The 19384-nt window shown below is 40.2% G+C and carries 11 protein-coding genes and 1 CRISPR repeat array (1 of these 12 only partly in view); of the genes, 6 read left to right on the top strand and 5 right to left on the bottom strand.

All coding sequences use genetic code 11. From position 1 onward, the window contains the following. Positions 1-244: direct repeats of the CRISPR family, unit length 36 nt; unit sequence GTTGTAGCTCCCTTTCTCATTTCGCAGTGCTACAAT (it extends 584 nt beyond the left edge of the window). Positions 245-502: 258 nt separating this feature from the next. The 5 genes from cas2 to F542_RS07010 form a co-directional block, all read right to left on the bottom strand. Further along, positions 503-829 carry a CRISPR-associated endonuclease Cas2 gene (gene cas2 / locus F542_RS07030; protein ID WP_015432200.1) on the bottom strand — a complete coding sequence of 109 codons (327 nt, stop codon included), beginning with the start codon at positions 827-829 and terminating at the stop codon, positions 503-505. Beyond that, on the bottom strand, positions 822-1736 hold the full coding sequence (gene cas1 / locus F542_RS07025) for a type II CRISPR-associated endonuclease Cas1 (RefSeq protein WP_015432201.1): 915 nt from the start codon (positions 1734-1736) through the stop codon (positions 822-824). Before cas1 ends, cas2 begins: the two co-directional genes overlap by 8 nt. 52 nt (positions 1737-1788) lie before the next feature. Then, entirely contained in the window at positions 1789-4926 is a 3138-nt protein-coding gene (gene cas9 / locus F542_RS07020) for a type II CRISPR RNA-guided endonuclease Cas9 (RefSeq protein ID WP_015432202.1), read from the bottom strand. A 189-nt stretch (positions 4927-5115) separates the two neighbouring features. After that, entirely contained in the window at positions 5116-5703 is a 588-nt protein-coding gene (locus tag F542_RS07015; protein ID WP_025267174.1) for a response regulator, read from the bottom strand. Between the two features lie 125 nt (positions 5704-5828). Beyond that, positions 5829-7484, bottom strand: coding sequence for a sensor histidine kinase (locus F542_RS07010; protein WP_015432204.1), 1656 nt, complete (start codon positions 7482-7484; stop codon positions 5829-5831). 132 nt (positions 7485-7616) lie between these two features. Between F542_RS07010 and F542_RS07005 the strand changes: the two genes are divergently transcribed. The 6 genes from F542_RS07005 (at position 7617) to F542_RS06980 (ending at position 19232) form a co-directional block, all read left to right on the top strand. Beyond that, a complete protein-coding gene (locus tag F542_RS07005; protein WP_025267173.1) occupies positions 7617-8573 on the top strand; it encodes a helix-turn-helix domain-containing protein in 957 nt (318 codons plus the stop codon). A gap of 172 nt (positions 8574-8745) precedes the next feature. Beyond that, positions 8746-9471, top strand: coding sequence for a tetrathionate reductase subunit TtrB (gene ttrB, locus F542_RS07000; RefSeq protein ID WP_015432206.1), 726 nt, complete (start codon positions 8746-8748; stop codon positions 9469-9471). A 1-nt stretch (position 9472) separates the two neighbouring features. Further along, positions 9473-10570 carry an NrfD/PsrC family molybdoenzyme membrane anchor subunit gene (gene nrfD / locus F542_RS06995; RefSeq protein WP_015432207.1) on the top strand — a complete coding sequence of 366 codons (1098 nt, stop codon included), beginning with the start codon at positions 9473-9475 and terminating at the stop codon, positions 10568-10570. 178 nt (positions 10571-10748) lie between these two features. After that, complete coding sequence (locus F542_RS06990) at positions 10749-11966, top strand: ATP-binding protein (RefSeq protein WP_015432208.1); 1218 nt, start codon at positions 10749-10751, stop codon at positions 11964-11966. Then, complete coding sequence (locus F542_RS06985) at positions 11963-15958, top strand: NACHT domain-containing protein (protein WP_015432209.1); 3996 nt, start codon at positions 11963-11965, stop codon at positions 15956-15958. The genes F542_RS06990 and F542_RS06985 overlap by 4 nt, the downstream gene beginning before the upstream one ends. A 181-nt stretch (positions 15959-16139) precedes the next feature. Next, a complete protein-coding gene (locus F542_RS06980; RefSeq protein WP_025267172.1) occupies positions 16140-19232 on the top strand; it encodes a molybdopterin-dependent oxidoreductase in 3093 nt (1030 codons plus the stop codon). Positions 19233-19384 lie beyond the last annotated feature (152 nt).

Below are 19384 nucleotides of genomic sequence, written 5' to 3'. Positions count from 1 at the left end.
ATGTAGGGCAGTTGTAGCTCCCTTTCTCATTTCGCAGTGCTACAATAAGTAAATATTACACAGGAATTATGGGAGAGTTGTAGCTCCCTTTCTCATTTCGCAGTGCTACAATATTTCCTCCACGTTCCCCGATAAATGATTGGTTGTAGCTCCCTTTCTCATTTCGCAGTGCTACAATTGCTGTTCTAATTCTACGTCAATCGTTTCTGTTGTAGCTCCCTTTCTCATTTCGCAGTGCTACAATAGAGTGGTATGAACGCCTTATGTTATAAGGGGGTATTGCGTTTTTAAGCGATTAAAAAACGTGAAAAAATACCAAACAAGCGGTCTGTTTTTGGAAATTTTTTGCAAGATTTTGCAGAGTTTTTTGAAAACAGACCGCTTATTTTTCTCTGTTTTTTGTGGAAAATTGCCGATTTAGTTTATTTGTGTGAACAAAATATCGCCAATTGAACAAAAGTTTTTGTGTAGCGTAAAAAAAATTTTCTTATGGTTGATTTTATTAAAAAAGTAGCAATTGGTTTGCATTGACTTTTTCTTCTTGTGGTTTCAGTTCCCCCACGAGCAACAGCATTGATGTGAACTGTTTTTCGGTGATTTCCAAGCAACGCACGGAGCCTTCCTCCGGCAAATGTGCCGTCAGTCGTTTATTGTGCTTTTCTAATGAATCTCTTCCTCGCACAATGCGGGTGTAAACTGAAAGCTGTAACATTTGATAACCGTCTTTAAGTAAAAATTGGCGAAATTGGTTGGCAGCTTTGCGTTTGGCCTTGGTTGTAACGGGCAGATCAAAAAAGACGATAATACGCATAAAGGTTGCCTCACTCATATTGATGTTCCTTCAAAGGTAAAATTTCGGGCAGTTTTAATAAGCTGGGATCTTTTTGGCTGATGGCGTTTTGTAGCGAACCAATGGTGCGATCAATGGCAGCTAGGGTGCTAAATGTTTGATCTTGAAACCGCATTTGATAATGCAATAAGCCGACCAATTTTTGTTTGTTGTGTGGCGTGAGACTGTCTGCCAATTTATCATCTTGCCAAAGTTGCCATACCATTAAATCCACCAACGGGCGGAATGGCTCGATCATATCATCGGCAAGGTTAAAGGGATTGAGTTCGCTATGGTGAAATAGCCCTAAGGTCGGCAACCAGCCATACAGCACCAGCGAACGGGCAACTGCCGAACGTAACACCGTATAGGCATAGTTAAGGTGGGCGTTGATCGCATTTTCTTGCCAACGGCGAAAATCACTGCCGAATGCGGTTTGAAAGTAGATCAATGCAGCCTGTGCTTCCAAATTTTCCTTATCGCCTGATTTCACCCGTTTCGCTAGATGTTGCAATTTTTCCGCCATATCTAACCGCTTGGTTTGTACTAATACAAAGGCTTGATTACGAATTTTCTGCTGCACAATCACCTGCCAAAGCTGTTTTTTCAGCGGTTGGCTCATTTCCAGTTGCAGTTTGAGGGTTTTTAGTTGGCGGTGATACTGCCCAAATGGCAGCCATTGCCCACAAGGAATAAACTGCTCATCGCAGGTTAAAAGAGTAATGCCGTTTAGGGCAAGGGCGGAGAGAAGTGGTGTGGTAATCACGGTTTCTCGGTGTTCAATCACAATCACCGCAATATCTTCCAACGGTACGCAAAATTCTTGTTCTTCCTGCCAGATTACCATTTGATTTTGGCGGAGCGACAATTTTCCGCCGTTACTGATTAAAATACTTCGCCAGCTCATAAAGCCTCCGATAGAAAAAATCCCTGCACCGCAGAGCAGGCAGGGATTGGGTTTAACGCACGCCTTGACGTTTGGTTGGACGACAAGGACGAATATTTTTACCGAGTTCATCGACTTGGTATTTTTTGATAAATTTTTGCCCTTGAATACTTAAACGAATAGAGGTCTCGTCTTTTTTTCCATATATATCGGGAATTTTAGCGTTATCATGAAATTTTAAAATCCATCTACGTTCGTCATCTGGACGAATAAAATATGCCAAGATACTATCATTTTCATTTTTAGGATGAGGGATCTCTAGTAAATCATTTTTAAATAGGCTAAATTGGAATTCATATGAGTTATCCAATATATTACCTGTAGTTGTTTCTTTAGGTAGAATGCCTTTGGAAACTTGCCAAGCATATATATTAACAAAATAATATTTTTTATTTTTTAAGAATAAATCCGTACGCACAATATCACCATTATCAGCAATAGTTTTATTACCTAGATTTACAGATTTATTTTGGGTTTTTGAAATTCTAATTGATTTAACCTCTACGCCCCCTTTTTTGAAGAATTTTTCTTTCGGCTTATCTCCATATTTTTTAAAGTGTTCTACTAATGCTTGGTAAAGCTCTGGTTCACGTTCTTTATTTACCATGTGTTCAAGGTTCTTAATCGTTAAATCAGTTAAAAATTCTTTTTTAATACTCTTACCCGTCGCTTCAAGCATTCTGGCTGAGCGTAATTTGGCTTCATGCCCCTGCCCACTCATTTTGCGACTTGGCGCACGGGAAACAAACAGCGGTTGTACAAATTCGTGGTTCGCTTGTGGGCGATCCGGCAGTTGCATAATCAGATCTTCTTGTGGCATTTCGCTGAAAATGCGGATCATCACCTCTTGGCGGAAGAAATCCCACGGGGCAGGGAAGTGGAGCGGAATAATTTCGCCGGTTTCCTGATCAATGTGTTTTCCTGTTTTCAAGTTCCATCTTTGATATTTCTTAAAGAGAGTAATTTTTTGTCGCATTGACGCAGTGGAACAGGCAACTACTATCGCATCTAAAGCGTGGTGCCGATCACCCTCCTCACGTTTTTTTTCCAATCCCCAGCATCTACGCAAGAAATTGGTAACTTGTCCGTTGGATGCAAATACTTTATCGCTTCCCTTCCCAACCAAATGTAAATTTTCCTTTATGTGCTTCATTAAATAAGCAGAAACATACCGTGTATCATTTAAATTCCTTTTTAGGAATCCTTGTTCATCCAATTTTTTGGTCAAAATCCGCTGTTTTTTCGCATAAGGGAAACGGCAGCCGTTTACCCGAGCCACAAATAACGCCCATTGATGTTCATCTTTGCCCAACCACTCAAACGGCGTTTGATTACCTTTGTTTTGGTTTTCGTTGGCAAGCACCAGCACTTTGTTGTTTTGGCTGTCGTCCCACGTGCGGGAAAACGGCAGGGCGTGGTCGATTTCCACATAGCCAATTTCTAGTAAACGATGCGGATCGAGAGGTTTTCCACTATATAAACATTTTCCGTCTTGATTTATATACAAACGTATTTTAAGGATATCTTTGCCTTTTACTTTATTGGCAAAATTTGGACATTCTTCTAGAAATTTTTTTACTGCTTGATCACGCTCATCACTATTTTTATCTTGCTGTTTTTTGATTTTTTGACGATCATCGTAAGATTTTCCTAGCTCACGAGCGGTTTCGATATGAATGCGAGCCGGTGAGCCGTAAAGTCGAATTACGGCATTGATCACTTTTCTTGCCTGAGACAAAGAACGCAATACCACCGGATTACGGATTTCATCGGCAGGGATTGGTGGTAGTGTTTTTTCGTCTTTTTTAGTTGGTTCTGGATATACTTTACGCCAAGCCTTAGTATAGTCATTACCTTGTTCCATTAGGGGAAGAATATTATTTAATGCTTTGAGTGAAATATGGATAAATTTGTCAAAATTAGTATGGTTAAATAAGGTAGAAAGCATAGCTTCTGGTAATTCCCCATTAAACTGAGCTATAAATTCATTTTCCTCTTTACATAAAGATAATTCAGTACCTAGTTTATCAAGTAATGTAGGTTCTTGTGATAGTTTCTGCCACTCATCGGAAAAACCATTATTTTTTAATATATCTGCTAATTGGTGGTAAAATTTAAAAGCTAAGAATTGTGTTTTTTCAGGCTTTTCTAGATCATCTGATAAATAAGGAAGGCCTTTAAAAATCGCATTTTCAGATAAAGAAAGTATTTTTCTCACCTGCTTATAGGTTAAGCCTGATTTTAAATTATAAGCATTTTCTAAAAGAAGACTAAATTCACTATCAAAAAGTCCTCGTTCCTCACCATTTTCTAAAATTCTCAAATTTTGCAATTTTTGAATTGCAACAAAGCGTTCAGCAGAGTAGCTTGCTTTTGCTGCTCGTTTTTCTTCTTTTTCAAAAGTACATTTTCCAACTAATGAAAGCATTTGACTACGATTTAATGCTTGTTTTTGCCACAGCAACAATTCGCAAAATGCCTGTTCTAACTCACCGTTTGCATAAGTGCTACCCAGTTCTCGTTGGGTTTTAAACAGTAGTTGCATTTCCGCCAGAATGTCAAGGCGGTTAAAGGTGTGAGTATAAGCGCCACGCTGATTACGCATATGCCCCTCTTCCACCGCAAACTTTTTCACCGCAATGTCGGCAGGGGTGCGATAGTTATTTTCTAGGAGTAATTTACTGTTATTATCCATTCCCTCTCTCAATTTACCTAATTCTTTATCGGCATTTTGCGCCTCGTTTTTGCGTTGAGAGAGATAGCCACGATGTTTCAGCAAATGGAGCAGAACCGCTGCCCACTCTGTATTGCTTAAAAGGCTATCCAAGCCCTTCACCCGTAATTCCCAACATTGATTAGGCAATTGGGTAAGTTCTTCGGCATTGACAATCTGATGATGTTTTAACAGCCGTTTGGCTTTTAATAAACGAAAAGCACGGCGGCGGATTAAACGGCGGGTAGAACGGGCAAGACGGCGGGCAAGGGCAAGAGATTCACCGGTTTTCGGCACTTCCGCTCGTTCAAAGGTGCGAACGCCAACATCAATTAAGCGGATCGGGTATTCATTTTCGTCAATTTCAACTACAGACCAACCGACTGAAGCAATGCCTAAATCTAGCCCCAAAATATAATTTAAGTTACGTGGTTTCATATCAACACTCCGAATTAGAATCTGTTGCTATTTTTACCACAAAATCAAAATTTATTTGACAAAAATCGTAGGGTCGTTAGAATTCCTGACCGTAGTACTGCGAAATGAGAAACGTTGCTACAATAAGGAATTCGAAAGAATTACCGTAATGCTCTGCCCCTTGAAGTTTCGGCTTTAAGGGGCATCATTTTATGGTGTTGGCAATAAGCCTAATTTCTGAACCAACTCTGCCAAACTCTCCGCCTGCATTTTTTCCATCACATTGGCTCGGTGTACTTCCACCGTACGAACAGAAATAGCCAGATGATCAGCAATCTGTTTATTGGTAAAGCCCTGCATAATCAGTGGCACAAGATTACGCTCTTTTTCCGTCAATTTGGCGTAATTTTGCGAAATTTCACGAATTTTCACCGCTTGTTCACTCACCGTTTTCACTTGTGTAATCGCCTGTTTTAGCTGTTCAAAACTAGCCGGCTTTTGCAGAAAATCCACTGCCCCTTTTTTCAATTCAGCGACTGCCATCGGCACATCACCGTGGGCGGTCATAATCACTACCGCAAGGGTCGATTGCACCTCTCGCAGTTGTTGGTGAACCTGTTGCCCGTCTGGCAGCGGCATTCGAATATCCAGTAACAGCACGCCTTGTTGGTGTAAATCCGCCTGTGCCAAAAAATCTACGCTGGATTGCCACGTTTGGATTTCAATCCCGAGTGGGGCAAGCAGGAAAGACATGGCGTCTAAAATGCTTTCTTCGTCATCAAGAATGTGGATAATCATTTTTTCTCCGTATTCTCCCTGCACGAGCAGTGCAGGGTTATTGAATCCGAGCGACTTTGTCGCTCTATCTAATCGTCACAAAGTGACGAGGGTTATTTAACTGAGTACGGCTCGTACTCAGTAAGTTAATCATCTGGGATAAACAAGCTTACCCTCGCCCCTTTCTCCCCATTCGTCAATACAATCCGTCCGTTGAGCGATTGCATCAGCCGTTGGCATAGCACCAAGCCTAGCCCTAAGCCGTGCGGTTTGTCGGTGCGAAACGGCACAAACGGAAATTCAAGTTGGGCAGGGGAAAAACCGCCGCCGTTGTCTTCGATTGCAATTTCCAGCCCGTTTTCGACCGCTTGTAACCGCACCGTAATCTCGCTTGCACCGGCTTGCAGGGCGTTGAGCAGGCAATTCGTCAGCACTTGTTCCAGCACGGTGGCGTGTAAATTAAGCCGAAAAGTGCGGTCGGCAATCAGCGAGATTTGTGCATTCTGGCGATTTTCCACCGCCACAAACTCGATCACATTGGCAATCAATTGGTTTAAAATGACCGCTTGCGGCTCACCACTCGGGCGGTTTTGCACCCAGTCCCGAATGCTCTGCATCGTTTTCACCGCCCGATCTACTTGCGCAATCAGCTTATCCAAAATCCGCTGTTGATAAGGATTGCTGTTTTGGCTTTTCAGCCCCTCGGCGTACATTCGCACCGCCGACAACGGCTGTTTCAGTTCGTGGGCAAAACCGGTGGTCATCTCGCCCAGCAGGGCAAGGCGGTCAGCTCGGGTCAGCTCCTGCTGATACTGCTGCATTTTGCGGTGTGCCTGCTGTAACGCCTTGCTTTTGCGATAGACCTGATAACGCAGGGCGACAAGGTTGAGCAAAATGAATAACGCCACCGCCAGCAAGCCGAATTTATTAAGCCGAACCCAATCCAGCACCGTTGCCCACAGGCTTTTTTGTTGCGGGTGGCGATACAGTTCACGCAGAATGTGATCGGCTTGAGCAGAAGAAAACGGCAACGTCCAGCGGGGCAGGTCGGGATTGTGGCTGTTTAGCAAGCGTGTGGCAAACTGAACCGCCAGCTCGTTCGGCACATTTTCCATCGCCGCCAGCGACCAGTTCGGCAATAACGGCGTGCTGGCAAGGCAACCCTGCGCCTGTGGGTTTTGCAAAATTAAGCGGAAATCCGACCGCTTGAACTTGCCCTCTTTCTCCAACTCTTCCAGCAAACAGACCGGCACAATCGCCGCTTCCACCTGTTTTTCCGCCAGCAAAGCCAACGCATTTTCCACCGGAAAACCGCTAAACTGCACCGAAAAATCCCGGTTTTGTTGCATTCCCGCCTGATGAAACTGATACAACCCAAGCAAAAAACCGCCAAAGGCATCGTTATCCACTGCACTGATAGTCTGATTTTTCAGATCGCTTAACTGCCGATAATGGCTGTCAGCACGCACCCAAATGCTACTGCCCACCGCCCCTTGCTCGCCGTTTTCAGTAAACGGACTGCCGAGCGTCGCCAGCCAACGGACATTCTGCCGACTTAAATAGAAAAACTGGGCTTGGTTGGTCAGCAAAAAATCCAACTCCGCCCGCTCATTCGCCTCACCCAACCCCAACGGCACAAGCTCAAACCGCTCATTTGGAAACTGCTCATTCAGCCAATCCACCCACGGCTGCCAATGCGTGCGAGTATAGGTCTCCCCACGCTGGGCGAGAATGCCGATGTGCCAAGTTTCGGCTAAAACGGTGTGGGAAAGGAATAGGAAGAAGAGAAATAGGCGTTTCATTTTCTGTATTTTTAAACCCTAATGATCACAGACAAAACAGTTGTTAGTAAAAAACCAAATTCGCTCTTGTTGTTTTAGTAAAATAAATATACAATTTAGTAAATTCATAATTTTTACGAAAAAGAGGTTTCTATGAGTTTATCAATGATTGAATTAGCAATGCAAATCTTATCTTGCTCACAAAAAGAGCTTGCAAACAAGCTATCCGTCTCTCCTAGCCAAATAACAAAATGGAAGAAAGGGGAATATATGTCATTTGATATGGAAAATAAGGTAAGGAAATTACTAGATATTGGAGATTTAGATCCAAATGTCATTTTAGCTTTTGGTCATATAAGCTATGCACAAAAATGGCAGAAAATCATTACCCAATTAGCTGAATCAGCTAATGATAATGGCGAGACAGGGTTTAATGTAGCACCATTGATTGATGAAACCGATCTCATACTATCTAATTTAGTCGACTCACTCAGAATGATAGGGTATAAATTTCCTCTATCTTTCCCTCCTGAGTTAGAAAATGACTATGATCATTATATTGATTGGAGTGACTCATTTATTGAAACTATTTATAGTAACGAATTTTGCTCATTGATATATAGCATATTCTGCTCCTTTGCGGATGTGTATAGTTTTTATGAGGCATATATCTCAGAGCTTGATACCCAACTATCAATGGAAAATCCCGAATTTTCCAATTTGATTGTCGATATAGAAGCAAACCTATTAAACCTAGCAATTATTAAGGCTGATACAATATTACCTGAGCTGACCGGATTTCAGAAATTAAAAAGAGAAACTGAAAAGGATTATAGAGAATGGCTCCAACAACTTAAATTGTATGCATTTAAATCTAATATTCCATTAAGGGCTGAATTAATGCATTTAATTGATGATGAGCACGATAATTTAGGAGTTGAGGCTGAAGCCGAATATTTAGGATTTAATGATAATAGATTACACCCTGATATCTATATGAATGAATTACTCGTTGGAATGAGATTACTTCATCAAGTATTACCTGTAATTTTAGATAAATTAGAGATTAAGGACTTTGACATTGATAATAAATCATTAAGAAAATTCTAACTATAGAATATGAAATAAATCTGATCCAGTGATAGACGAGATCAGATTTATCTTTTTCCCATAGCCCTTGACCCAAATCAAACTTCCCCCTGATATGTGGAAAACCACAATACCTTGCCATTCCTTCTCCGCCTTAGAATACCCTTGTTATTTTTAAATTTGTGGGGGAAATATGGATTTAAGCAAACGTTCCTTTTTGAAAGAGCTTTCCGCCTTGACGGTGGGGGCAAGTTTTGTGCCGTTGCAATCGGCTCAGGCATTTATGCCTGCTCGGCGTGAGGGCGATGAGAACAAACGCTATGCAATGCTGATTGATTTACGCAAATGTATCGGCTGTCAAGCGTGTACCGTGAGTTGTTTGGTGGAGAACGCCACGCCGTTGCACAGCTTCCGCACCACCGTGCGTCAATATGAAATCACCAACGGTACGCAGGTGGCGAACAATGTGGTGCTACCTCGTTTGTGTAACCATTGTGACCAACCGCCGTGTGTGCCGGTCTGCCCGGTGCAGGCAACCTTCCAACGCAAAGACGGTGTGGTGGTGATTAACAACGAGCAATGCATCGGCTGTGGTTACTGCGTGCAAGCCTGCCCGTACGATGCCCGTTTTATCAATGAAGAAACTAAAACCGCCGATAAATGCACCTTCTGCACTCACCGTTTGGAGGCAGGTCTGCTGCCGGCGTGCGTGGAAAGTTGCGTGGGCGGAGCAAGGGTAATTGGCGATTTGAACGATCCGAAAAGCCAAATTTCCCAGCTTTATCAAACCCATAAAGATGACCTGAAAGTGCTAAAACCGGAGGCCGGCACCGTGCCACACGTTTTCTATGTGGGGCTGATTGAGGCCTTTGTGAGCAAAATTGACGGGCAACCAATGCTCTGGACGGGGGAGGCGTAAAATGATTCGTGAAGTATTAGTGGAACCGCAACATATCGTCTGGTTGCCGTGGATTGTGCATTATTTCTTCTTCGTAGGCGTAGCGGCAACAGCAGTGTTTACTGCCGTGCTGTTTGCAAAAAAGCAGAGACAAAACGCTTGCGTTTTGAACGTTGGCTCCGCCAACGGCCCCAAAGGGGCGAGTGAACAATGTTCACGAGTAAAACCGACCGCTTGCGAGCTGGCGGCGGTGACGGTAGCCTTGATTGGCTCCATTGTCGCCCCTGTAGCACTGACTGCCGACCTGCACCAGCCGAGCCGTATTCTGCATTTCTATACCGATTTTGCGTGGTGGTCGCCAATGGCGTGGGGAGCGATGATCCTGCCTCTATTCAGCGTGGCGGTAGCAGGGTATTTTGTGCTGGCATTGGCTCATCACACCCAGCCGAACCTGCCGAAATGGTTAGCTTGGTTACAGTTTCCTATACTGAAAAATCAAGACTTACTTTGGGCATTCCGCTTGTTTGCTGCACTCACCGCTGTTGGTATTATCGGCTACACCGTGCTTGAAACCTACCAAACCGGCACAAGAATCTTATGGCACAGTGCGTGGCTATTACCGATTATGCTCTTTTCTGCGTGGGCGGTGGCATTGGGATTAACCCAAGTGATAAGCCAATTTCTGCTCCCGCTTGCGGGGGAAGTACCTGAGCAACCCTCGGGGGCAGGGGGCAAAATCTGCCTCATTCTAACCGCACTTTCTATCATTGGTCTTGCTTTCAGCAGTGAAACCGCTCAACGTGATTTTGCTCTGCTCTTCAACGGCTCAATCACCGCCTATCTTGTCGGCATTTTCTGGCTAATTGCCCTCGTTTGCAATTTTTCCGCCAAAAACCACCGCTTGCAATGGCTCGGCGTGCTTGCCCTCATCGCTTTCGGCTGGCTACTCCGCTGGGTGCTGGTGATCCAAGTCCAAACCATCGCCAAAACCAATGCCTTGCAAAATCCGTATCATTTTGATTGGACTGCTGTCGATGGTGGTTTGGGGATTGTGTCGATTTTGGGATTGGCGGTGTTGGTGACGGTGGGTGTGGGGCAAATCATCAGCCTCACGACTTAACAAGAGAAGTGATTTTTTCCTAATACGATAAAAGTTTACAAGCGGTTAATCTAGCCAAAAACTTTACACTATTTTAGGTTATAGCCATAAAAACACAACATAACTCAACATTATTTATGGTTATAACCATAAAAACTTGTTAAAATAATAATGTTTTTAGGCTTATACCCATAAAAAAATGATTAACCGACCAAACTATCTTCAACAACTCAAACCGTTTATTAATACACCGTTAATTAAAGTAATGACCGGCATTCGCCGTTCGGGTAAATCGACCGTGATGAAACTGCTTCGGGAAGAGCTGATTTCTCAAGGCATTGCCGAACAGCAGATTATTCATATTAATTTTGAAAGTTTTGCATTTAGCGACTTTAAAACCGCCGACAAGCTTTATATGTTGGTGAAAGAAAAAATCCTGACTACCGATAAATACTATCTTCTGCTTGATGAAATTCAAGAAGTGAGCGAGTGGGAAAAAGCAGTGAATGCGTTTATGGTGGATTTTAATCTTGACCTCTATATCACCGGCTCCAACTCGCACTTACTCTCTTCCGAGCTTTCCACTTATCTTGCCGGTCGTTATGTGGAAATCCCGATTTTTACCCTCTCTTTTCAGGAATTTTTGGATTTCAAAACGGCATATTCACCCGAAACTTCATCAAATCCAACCGCACTTTTTCATGAATATTTACGAAAAGGCGGTTTCCCAATGGTACATACCGCGAATTATGAAGCTGAGACGGTCTATAAAATTGTGCAGGATATATACGCTTCCGTTATTTTACGGGATACTGTTCAACGCCATAAAATTCGTGATGTCGAGTTACTGGAGCGCATTGTAAAATATGCCTTTGATAATATTGGCAATACGTTTTCGGGTAAAAATGTTGCCGATTATTTTAAAAGTCAGCAACGCAAAATCGATTTAAATACGGTTTATAACTATTTAAAAGCCTTAGAGTCCGCTTTTATTTTGCACCGTGTCGAACGTTTTGATATTAAGGGCAAAGAGATTTTAAAAACCCAAGAAAAATTCTACTTGGGTGATGTTTCTCTGCTGTATGCCACAATGGGATTCCGTACCAGTTTAATTTCAGGCATTTTAGAAAATTTGGTCTATTTAGAGCTAAAACGCCGAGGCTATCAGGTTTATATTGGTAAATTAGATAAACAAGAAATCGATTTTATCGCCCAAAAACAGAATGAAAAAATCTATATTCAAGTTGCCTATAAATTAGAAAGTGAAGAGACTGTAAAAAGAGAATTTTCTCCGTTACAGGAAATTGCGGATAATTACCCGAAATATGTGATTACAATGGATGAATTATGGAAAGAGAATTTGGGTGGGGTGGAGCATATTTATACAACTGATTTCTTTATGAGAGATGCATTATGAGTTTTTATATTGATAGAACATTATATAATTCTGATAATCAAGAAATTAAAGAGTCTGAATTAATATCATTAATCCCAAAAGTTATTATTATCTTGGCTGAGCCAGGTGCAGGGAAAAGTTACTTATTAAATAATATTTCACAACAGTTGGGAGTTCAAAAGAAGACAGCTAATATCTTTATCCATTTACCAGTAGAAAAAACAAAGTTACTTATAATTGACGCATTTGATGAATTAGTAAGAATAGACTCTTCTTCTGTAACTAAGTCATTGGTTATGGCAGAAAAAACATCTGCTGAAAAAATTATACTCTCTAGCCGTTCTAGTGAGTGGTCTGAAAGCTATTCACAAACCTGTAAGGAGCTTTTTCGTGAAGCCCCTTTATTATTATATTTAAAGCCATTTAATCAACAAGAACAGAAAGAAATTTTCAATTCATATTATCCAGAAGAAAACGCTGAAATTTTCTTGCAAGAGGCTGGTAAAATAGAATTAGCACCTTTATTATCTAATCCTTTATTTTTAAGACTATTTTCCAAATCCTATATTGAAAACAATAAAATATTTGAAAATAGATATTCCGCATTTAAAATTGCAATTGAAGGGCTAGCGAGAGAAAGCAATCCTTCCCATTCATCTTCATTACCGGGAAATAAAAAAGTTGAATTAGTTGAGGACGTTTTTTGCAAATTAATATTATCAGGTTCAGAGGGCATTAGCACTAGTGATTTTTCTTCTAAGCATCTTTTTCCTAATATAAAAAACCTCAATTCTGATACTAATATATTTCAAATACTATCGACACAGTTCTTTACCCCTGGTGAAAATCAAGGACAGCATCGTCCAATTCATAAAATTGTTGTGGAATATTGTGCAGGCCGTTACCTTGCAAACAAACTTACATCATCAACTCCATTATCTCTAAATAAAATATTATCTATCATTGCACCTAATAATATTGTTAGAGATGAATTGCGCGGTTTATTTTCGTGGATAGCTGTATTATCAGAGAATCAACAAATTCAGGAAAAGCTAATAAATTTAGATCCTTATGCTATTTTAGCGAATGGAGATCCATCCTTACTTCTTCCAAGATCAAAAAGAATACTACTATCAAGATTAAAAGACGTAAATCAAAAGGATCCATATTTTACTCGTCATGATATATGGAGAAACTTTAGTATTTCTGATTTTTTTTCTGATGATATGATTGATGAATTAAAAGAATTACTATCGGAAAAATATAGAAGCGGGAATTTACAACGGGTATTATTAAAACTATTACTTGAATCGTCAGTAGTTTCTAAAGTAGTTGATGAGTTAAGAACAATCATTTGTGATACTAATCCAAAATATAAAGAATTATCTATTCGTAGACTAGCAGGAGAATGTCTGCTTAAAGTGAAAGATTATCCAATTAAAGATGTTTGGGCACAACTAATCTCTGAAAAAAATAGTGTTTCACTATCTATTGCTAGTGAAATAATGAATTTATCTGACAGAAGTTATTTTGATATAAACGATTACATTACTTTTCTTAACATATGCTCTGAACTATACCCAACCAATTATGAAATAGAACGAGTTTTTGGAAAACGTTATTTTATTAGATTATTTATTCAAGAACTAGAACTAGATTTAACAATAAAATTGCTAGATTCACTATCTAATAATCTAGCTTGTACTTGTCAAAAAAAATATGATTGTGAGTGCCGAGTAGGTATTAGCAAAATCATTGGTATGTTATTAGATCGTTATTTTGAATTATCTTCAAAATTCAATATGTCTAAGATTTGGGAATGGATTAAAAATTTATACTTTCAGAATGGAATATCAAAAGAACAAAGTTTATCTGTAAAAACTTTATCAGAGAATGACGAATTAAGGCAGGGAATCATTAAGTTAGCATTTGAAAATCTATGGGTTAGAGAAGAAATCCATAATATGAAATTCTATCACTTTGAATGGCATTCTCATTCAGGATTAAATTTCCAATATCAAGACCTAAGATTTATTATAGATCTCAGCTTCGAAACTAACAATATTGAACTATGGAAATATTTCATAGCTCGTCATGATTTTTACAACAAAGAGAAAAAGCCCAATTTACTGAGAAGGTATATGCGAAATCAGGCTTTACAAAAACCAGCTTTCTTAATGGCTTGGTATAGAATAAATCAAGAAAGTAAGGAATTCTATCAAAGAAATACACTTAAATATAACTGTAAAAAGAGTATTAGAAATATCAATAGAAAACAGCGTAAATCTCTTGCAAGAAATATTAAATACATTCAACAAAATAGAGAATTAATAGAAAATGGTAGTCATTGGGATAGTTTATTAAGCTTTTCTTATACTTTTCTACAAGAGCCAGAAAAAATAGCAGAGAAATTTGGTGATGAACAATTAGTTAGAAATGCATTATATAACTGTATTAACTACATTCAGTCGAACATACCAAATTTAACTGATTTGGCTAAACTGCATTCTGACTCTTCAGTGTTAAATATTGAAATTATTCTTTATGCTTCTTGTATAGAAATTTTCACAAGAGAAGGAACATTAAAATCTTTACCGAAGGATATTCTAGAAGCATTATACACTAATTTCTCTGTTTATTTGATTGGGATGGAACACAATATTAGAAGGCAATTAAAAAATGAGACAGAAAAGAGTTTATTTAATAATATCGAAGCAATAGAAAAATTCATAAATGATTATATTGAACCCCAACTTTCCAATGCCAATTACAAGAACTCTCCTGTTTGTTGGTTAGAAAAGGACTTATTCAAACAATTTCAGAAAAAGTACGCTCTAGAATGGTTAATAAAATACCCTCACTTAAAGCTACCAGAGATAGAAAAATTAATGTCTATGGCTATTCAATCTGGTAATAGAGAGAGTTTAAAGTTATTAGTTAAAAAACGTTGTGACGAATTAGTGTCAGGTGCAAACAATCAACAAAATGGAGGTCAAAAAACACAAAGAGACTTTTGGTATATTCATGCTTTCTATTTATTAGATAAAGATTATGAATCCTATTGGAAAGAATTGACTAAAGATCCAAATTCTATTTTTATTTTAGAAAAGGATTTAGGTATATTTGGCGATTATAAAGATTGGTTGGCACTATCCCCTGAAAAAATTGAGTTAATTTTAGACACATTTTGGCAAGAATATCCAGAAGTTGAATTATCAGATATTTATGGTTCTGAAAGTCCTGATGATGAAAAAGCTTATCGTTTTTTAACGAATGTGATTTTTTTCTTAGGAAAAAATGAATCAGATAATACAATTACTGTCATTGATAGATTGCTAAATACCCCTGAATTTATAAACCTTCATTCAGATTTAAAAAGTATTAGATATAATTATTTAAAGAAAACGGTAATGCAAAGTTTTCAAGCTCCCAAACCGGAGCAAATAGTAAAATTAATTGAACGAGATGAAATTATTAGTGTAGAAAATTTACGTGCAGTTATTATTGAAGAGCTTCAGTCTTACCAAGATGATTTAAATGGGCATGACATAACTACTAAATCTATCTTTTATAATGGTAATATGGAACTTACCAATCGCGTAGATGAAAATACAGCTACACAATATATTGCTGAGAGGCTGAGAAGACTAGAGAATAGACAAATTATAGTTTCACGTGAACATTATATGAAGGATGATAAACGATGTGATATTGTTCTATCTAAACTTATTGAAGGTAATAGAAAAATTGTTCCTATCGAAGTTAAAGGTCAATGGCATTCTGAGGTTTACTCAGCATTTGAGAATCAATTAAATAGGTTATATTCCATTCATCCTGATTCTGATGGGCAAGGTATTTATTTAGTATTATGGTTTGGTTCAGATGAAAAAATTGCTGGTGTTAAACGCCATGGCATCAATAGTGCTCAGGAATTATATTGGAAAGTATATGAAAAGATATCTGAAGAGTTAAGAAATAGAATAGATCTATTTGTGCTTGATTTGTCTAGCTAAACGTAGAGGGCACATACAAGCGGCCAAATCCCCCAAAAACTTTGCAAATCCCCACCGCACTTTGACCGCTTGATCTCAATCAATTTTCCCCCTGATATGTGGAAAACCACAATACCTTGTTGCCCTGTCGAAAATCTACAATAGTCTCGTTAAATTTTACGCATTTGTGGGGGAAGAAAAGATGAACAATAAACGCAGAAATCTGTTGAAAGGCGGGCTGGCACTTGGTGGAGCGGCGGCGTTTGGGGCGGGGTATGCGCCGAAGGTGTCGGAAATTACCAAAGGTATAATGCACGGCACGTCGGGCGAGAAAACCCGTGATCCGATTCACGGTAATTCATTAGTGCCGGAGTATCAGGTGAAAGAGGGCAAATTACTCAGCAATCCTGAACAAATTGTGTGCAATACGCAGTGTATGGGCTGTTGGACACAGTGTGGCATTCGGGCGAGGGTGGATTTGAACACCAATCAAGTCATTCGCATTTCGGGCAATCCGTATCACCCGCTCTCTTCCGACAAAAACCTGCCGTTCGGTATGCCGATTGCAAAGGCGGAATTGTTATTGGCGGGCGAAAGTGGCATTGAAAACCGTTCAACGGCGTGTGCAAGAGGTGCGGCATTGATGGACAGTGTGAATAGCCCATATCGGATTACTCAACCGTTAAAGCGAGTGGGGAAACGAGGTGAAGGGAAACGGCAGACCATCAGTTTTGAGCAATTAGTAGATGAAGTGGTGAATGGCGGAAATCTGTTTGGTGAAGGAGAAGTAGAAGGGTTAAATGCCATTCGTGATTTGGAGACGTTGATTGACAAAAAACGCCCTGATTTAGGCAGTAAAGCAAATCAGCTTTTGGTAACCTTTGCAGGCCCAGAAGGGCGACAACCGCTATTACGCCGTTTTGCTCAGTTCAGTTTTGGCAGTATCAACTTTTCTAATCATGGCTCTTATTGTGGGGCTTCTTATCGTGCGGGATCGGGTGTATTTATGAAAGATTTTGACGATCAGCAACACGCGAAGCCAGATTGGGATCACGCTGAATTTATTTTGTTCATCGGTACTTCACCCGCACAGTCGGGTAGCCCGTTTAAACGCCAAGCTCGTCAATTGGCAAAACGCCGTGCTGATGGTAATTTTAGTTATGTGGTGGTTTCTCCTCGTTTGGAGATGACTTCAACCCTTGCCACGCAGAAAAATCACTGGGTACCGATTAAGCCTGAGGGGGATTTGGCGTTGGTGATGGGAATGTTGCGTTGGATTATTGAAAATGATCGCTTTAATGTCGATTATCTTTCCCGTCCGAGTTTGTTTGCAATGGAAAAAGCCAATAATGTGAGTTATGCCAATGCATCACATTTGATCATTTGCGAACCGAATCACTCTAAATTCGGACAGGCGTTGCGAATTAATGATCTGCAAGCGGTAGAGCTTGATCCTGATGAAAAAGTAGAGGAGAACCTGATTGTAGTAAAAGCTCTCGCGAGTAGAGAATTGGTTCAAGCAAAAAATTGCGAGCAAGCGGTTATTTTTGTGGAACAAACTGCAAAATTGTTAGATGGAACGGAGGTGTTGGTCAAATCGTCAATGCAATTGCTTAAAGAGGCAGCACAAGAGAAAACCCTTGCTGAATATAGCGACATTTGCGGTGTGCCAGTGCAAGTAATTGAGAACTTGGCAAAAGAATTTACGTCACACGGACATAAAGCGAGTGCGATTACGCACGGCGGCACAATGCACAGTACGGGATTCTACACCAGTTGGGCGATTTTATTGCTGAATGCGATGGTGGGGAATATGAATAAAAAAGGGGGAATGGCGATCAATGCGGGCAAATTCAAAGATTTTGGCGATGGGCCTCGTTATGATTTAGCTAAATTCCCAAATCGTGTACAGCCGAAAGGAACGAATCTCGCTCGCAGTAAAAAAGCCTATGAAAATTCAAGTGAATATAAGCAGAAAGTTGCACGAGGAGAAAATCCTTACCCTGCTGATGGGGCTTGGTATCCGTTTACTGGTGGGCAAACTTCTGAAATGTTGGTTTCTATGGTGCAGGGCTATCCTTATTATGCTAAGGCGTGGATCAGCCATATGATGAATCCGATCTATGCTTTAACGGCGTTAAATCCGATTGCGTTAGAGAAATTGAAAGATCCGAAAATTTTGCCACTTTTTATTGCCGTAGATGCATTTATGAACGAAACCACGGCATTGGCGGATTATATTGTGCCAGATACACATAATTTTGAGAGTTGGGGATTTTCAACGCCGTGGGGTGGTGTACCGACACGAGCGAGTACCGCACGTCATCCGATTGTTCCGTCTAAAAATGCGAAAACCACAGAGGGCGAAACAATTTGTATGGAAAATTTCGTGATTGCAGTGGCGAAGAGAATGGGCCTACCGAGTTTTGGCGAAAATGCAATTAGCGATTTGGAAGGAAACCACTATTCGCTGAATCGTAGCGAAGATTATTTTTTACGAGCAGCGGCAAATATTGCTTTTGTAGGTGAAAAACCTGTGCCAGATGCCAGTGAGCAAGATCTGCTTTTAACAGGCGTACAACGGATTCTGCCGAAAATAGCACAAACGCTAAAAGCGGAAGAAGTATTGAAAGTGGCACATATCTATTGCAAAGGAGGATGTTTTGCACCGCACGATTCTGCTTGGAAAGGTGAAAATATGGCGGCACAGTGGCGAAATTGTCTGCAAATTTGGAATGAAACGGTATATAAGGCACGACATCATAGTAATGGCGAACATTATTGGGGTTGTCCGCATTATATGGCACCACGTTTTGCCGATGGCACGAGCTTAGAACAGCATTATTCACAATCGGAGTGGCCGTTTAAACTTATCTCGTTTAAATCCAATTTGATTAGCAGTATTGCGCCATTGCCACGTCTATTGAGTATTAAGCCCGAAGGGATTGTGGCGATGAATAGCCAAGATGCAAAAGAACAAGGTATCTCACACGGTGATCTGGTTAAACTGAGCACACCAAGTGGAACCTTACAGGTTCAAATGATGTTGCTTGATGGTATCGCTCAAGGGACGATTGCGATTGAACATGGCTTTGGGCATAAGCAACTTGGCGCAGGGAGCTATGTGATAGATGGCAAAGAGATAAAAGGCAATCCAGCAATAGCGAAAGGCATTAACTTAAATGATCTTGGTATTATTGATCCCACTAAGAAAATTCGCTCACCATTACAAGACTGGGTTTGTGGCTCGGTAGTGAGAACTGGGATTCCTGCGAAAGTGGAGAAAATAGACTAAAAACGAATATAAAATAGTTTGTGTGTTGGTAAATTCAACAAGCGGTCATTTTTTTTAGATTTTTTGCAAAAAAGCGCTTGCAAAGGATTTTGAAATCTCTATAATGCACGCCATCGCAACGACGCACTGTTGCAAAGATAAATTTTCCAGTG

The organism is Bibersteinia trehalosi USDA-ARS-USMARC-188, from assembly GCF_000521725.1.
In the GTDB taxonomy this organism is placed as follows: Bacteria; Pseudomonadota; Gammaproteobacteria; order Enterobacterales; family Pasteurellaceae; genus Bibersteinia; species Bibersteinia trehalosi.
This window is presented reverse-complemented; position numbering and strand designations above follow the sequence as displayed.

What these genes read in the sequence shown, in the direction of transcription:
- F542_RS06985 (WP_015432209.1), top strand. Translation starts at nt 11,963, where the DNA reads ATGAGTTTTTATATTGATAGAACATTATATAATTCTGATAATCAAGAA.
- F542_RS06980 (WP_025267172.1), top strand. Translation starts at nt 16,140, where the DNA reads ATGAACAATAAACGCAGAAATCTGTTGAAAGGCGGGCTGGCACTTGGT.
- F542_RS06990 (WP_015432208.1), top strand. Translation starts at nt 10,749, where the DNA reads ATGATTAACCGACCAAACTATCTTCAACAACTCAAACCGTTTATTAAT.
- ttrB (WP_015432206.1), top strand. Translation starts at nt 8,746, where the DNA reads ATGGATTTAAGCAAACGTTCCTTTTTGAAAGAGCTTTCCGCCTTGACG.
- cas1 (WP_015432201.1), bottom strand. Translation starts at nt 1,736, where the DNA reads ATGAGCTGGCGAAGTATTTTAATCAGTAACGGCGGAAAATTGTCGCTC.
- cas2 (WP_015432200.1), bottom strand. Translation starts at nt 829, where the DNA reads ATGAGTGAGGCAACCTTTATGCGTATTATCGTCTTTTTTGATCTGCCC.
- F542_RS07015 (WP_025267174.1), bottom strand. Translation starts at nt 5,703, where the DNA reads ATGATTATCCACATTCTTGATGACGAAGAAAGCATTTTAGACGCCATG.
- nrfD (WP_015432207.1), top strand. Translation starts at nt 9,473, where the DNA reads ATGATTCGTGAAGTATTAGTGGAACCGCAACATATCGTCTGGTTGCCG.
- F542_RS07010 (WP_015432204.1), bottom strand. Translation starts at nt 7,484, where the DNA reads ATGAAACGCCTATTTCTCTTCTTCCTATTCCTTTCCCACACCGTTTTA.
- cas9 (WP_015432202.1), bottom strand. Translation starts at nt 4,926, where the DNA reads ATGAAACCACGTAACTTAAATTATATTTTGGGGCTAGATTTAGGCATT.
- F542_RS07005 (WP_025267173.1), top strand. Translation starts at nt 7,617, where the DNA reads ATGAGTTTATCAATGATTGAATTAGCAATGCAAATCTTATCTTGCTCA.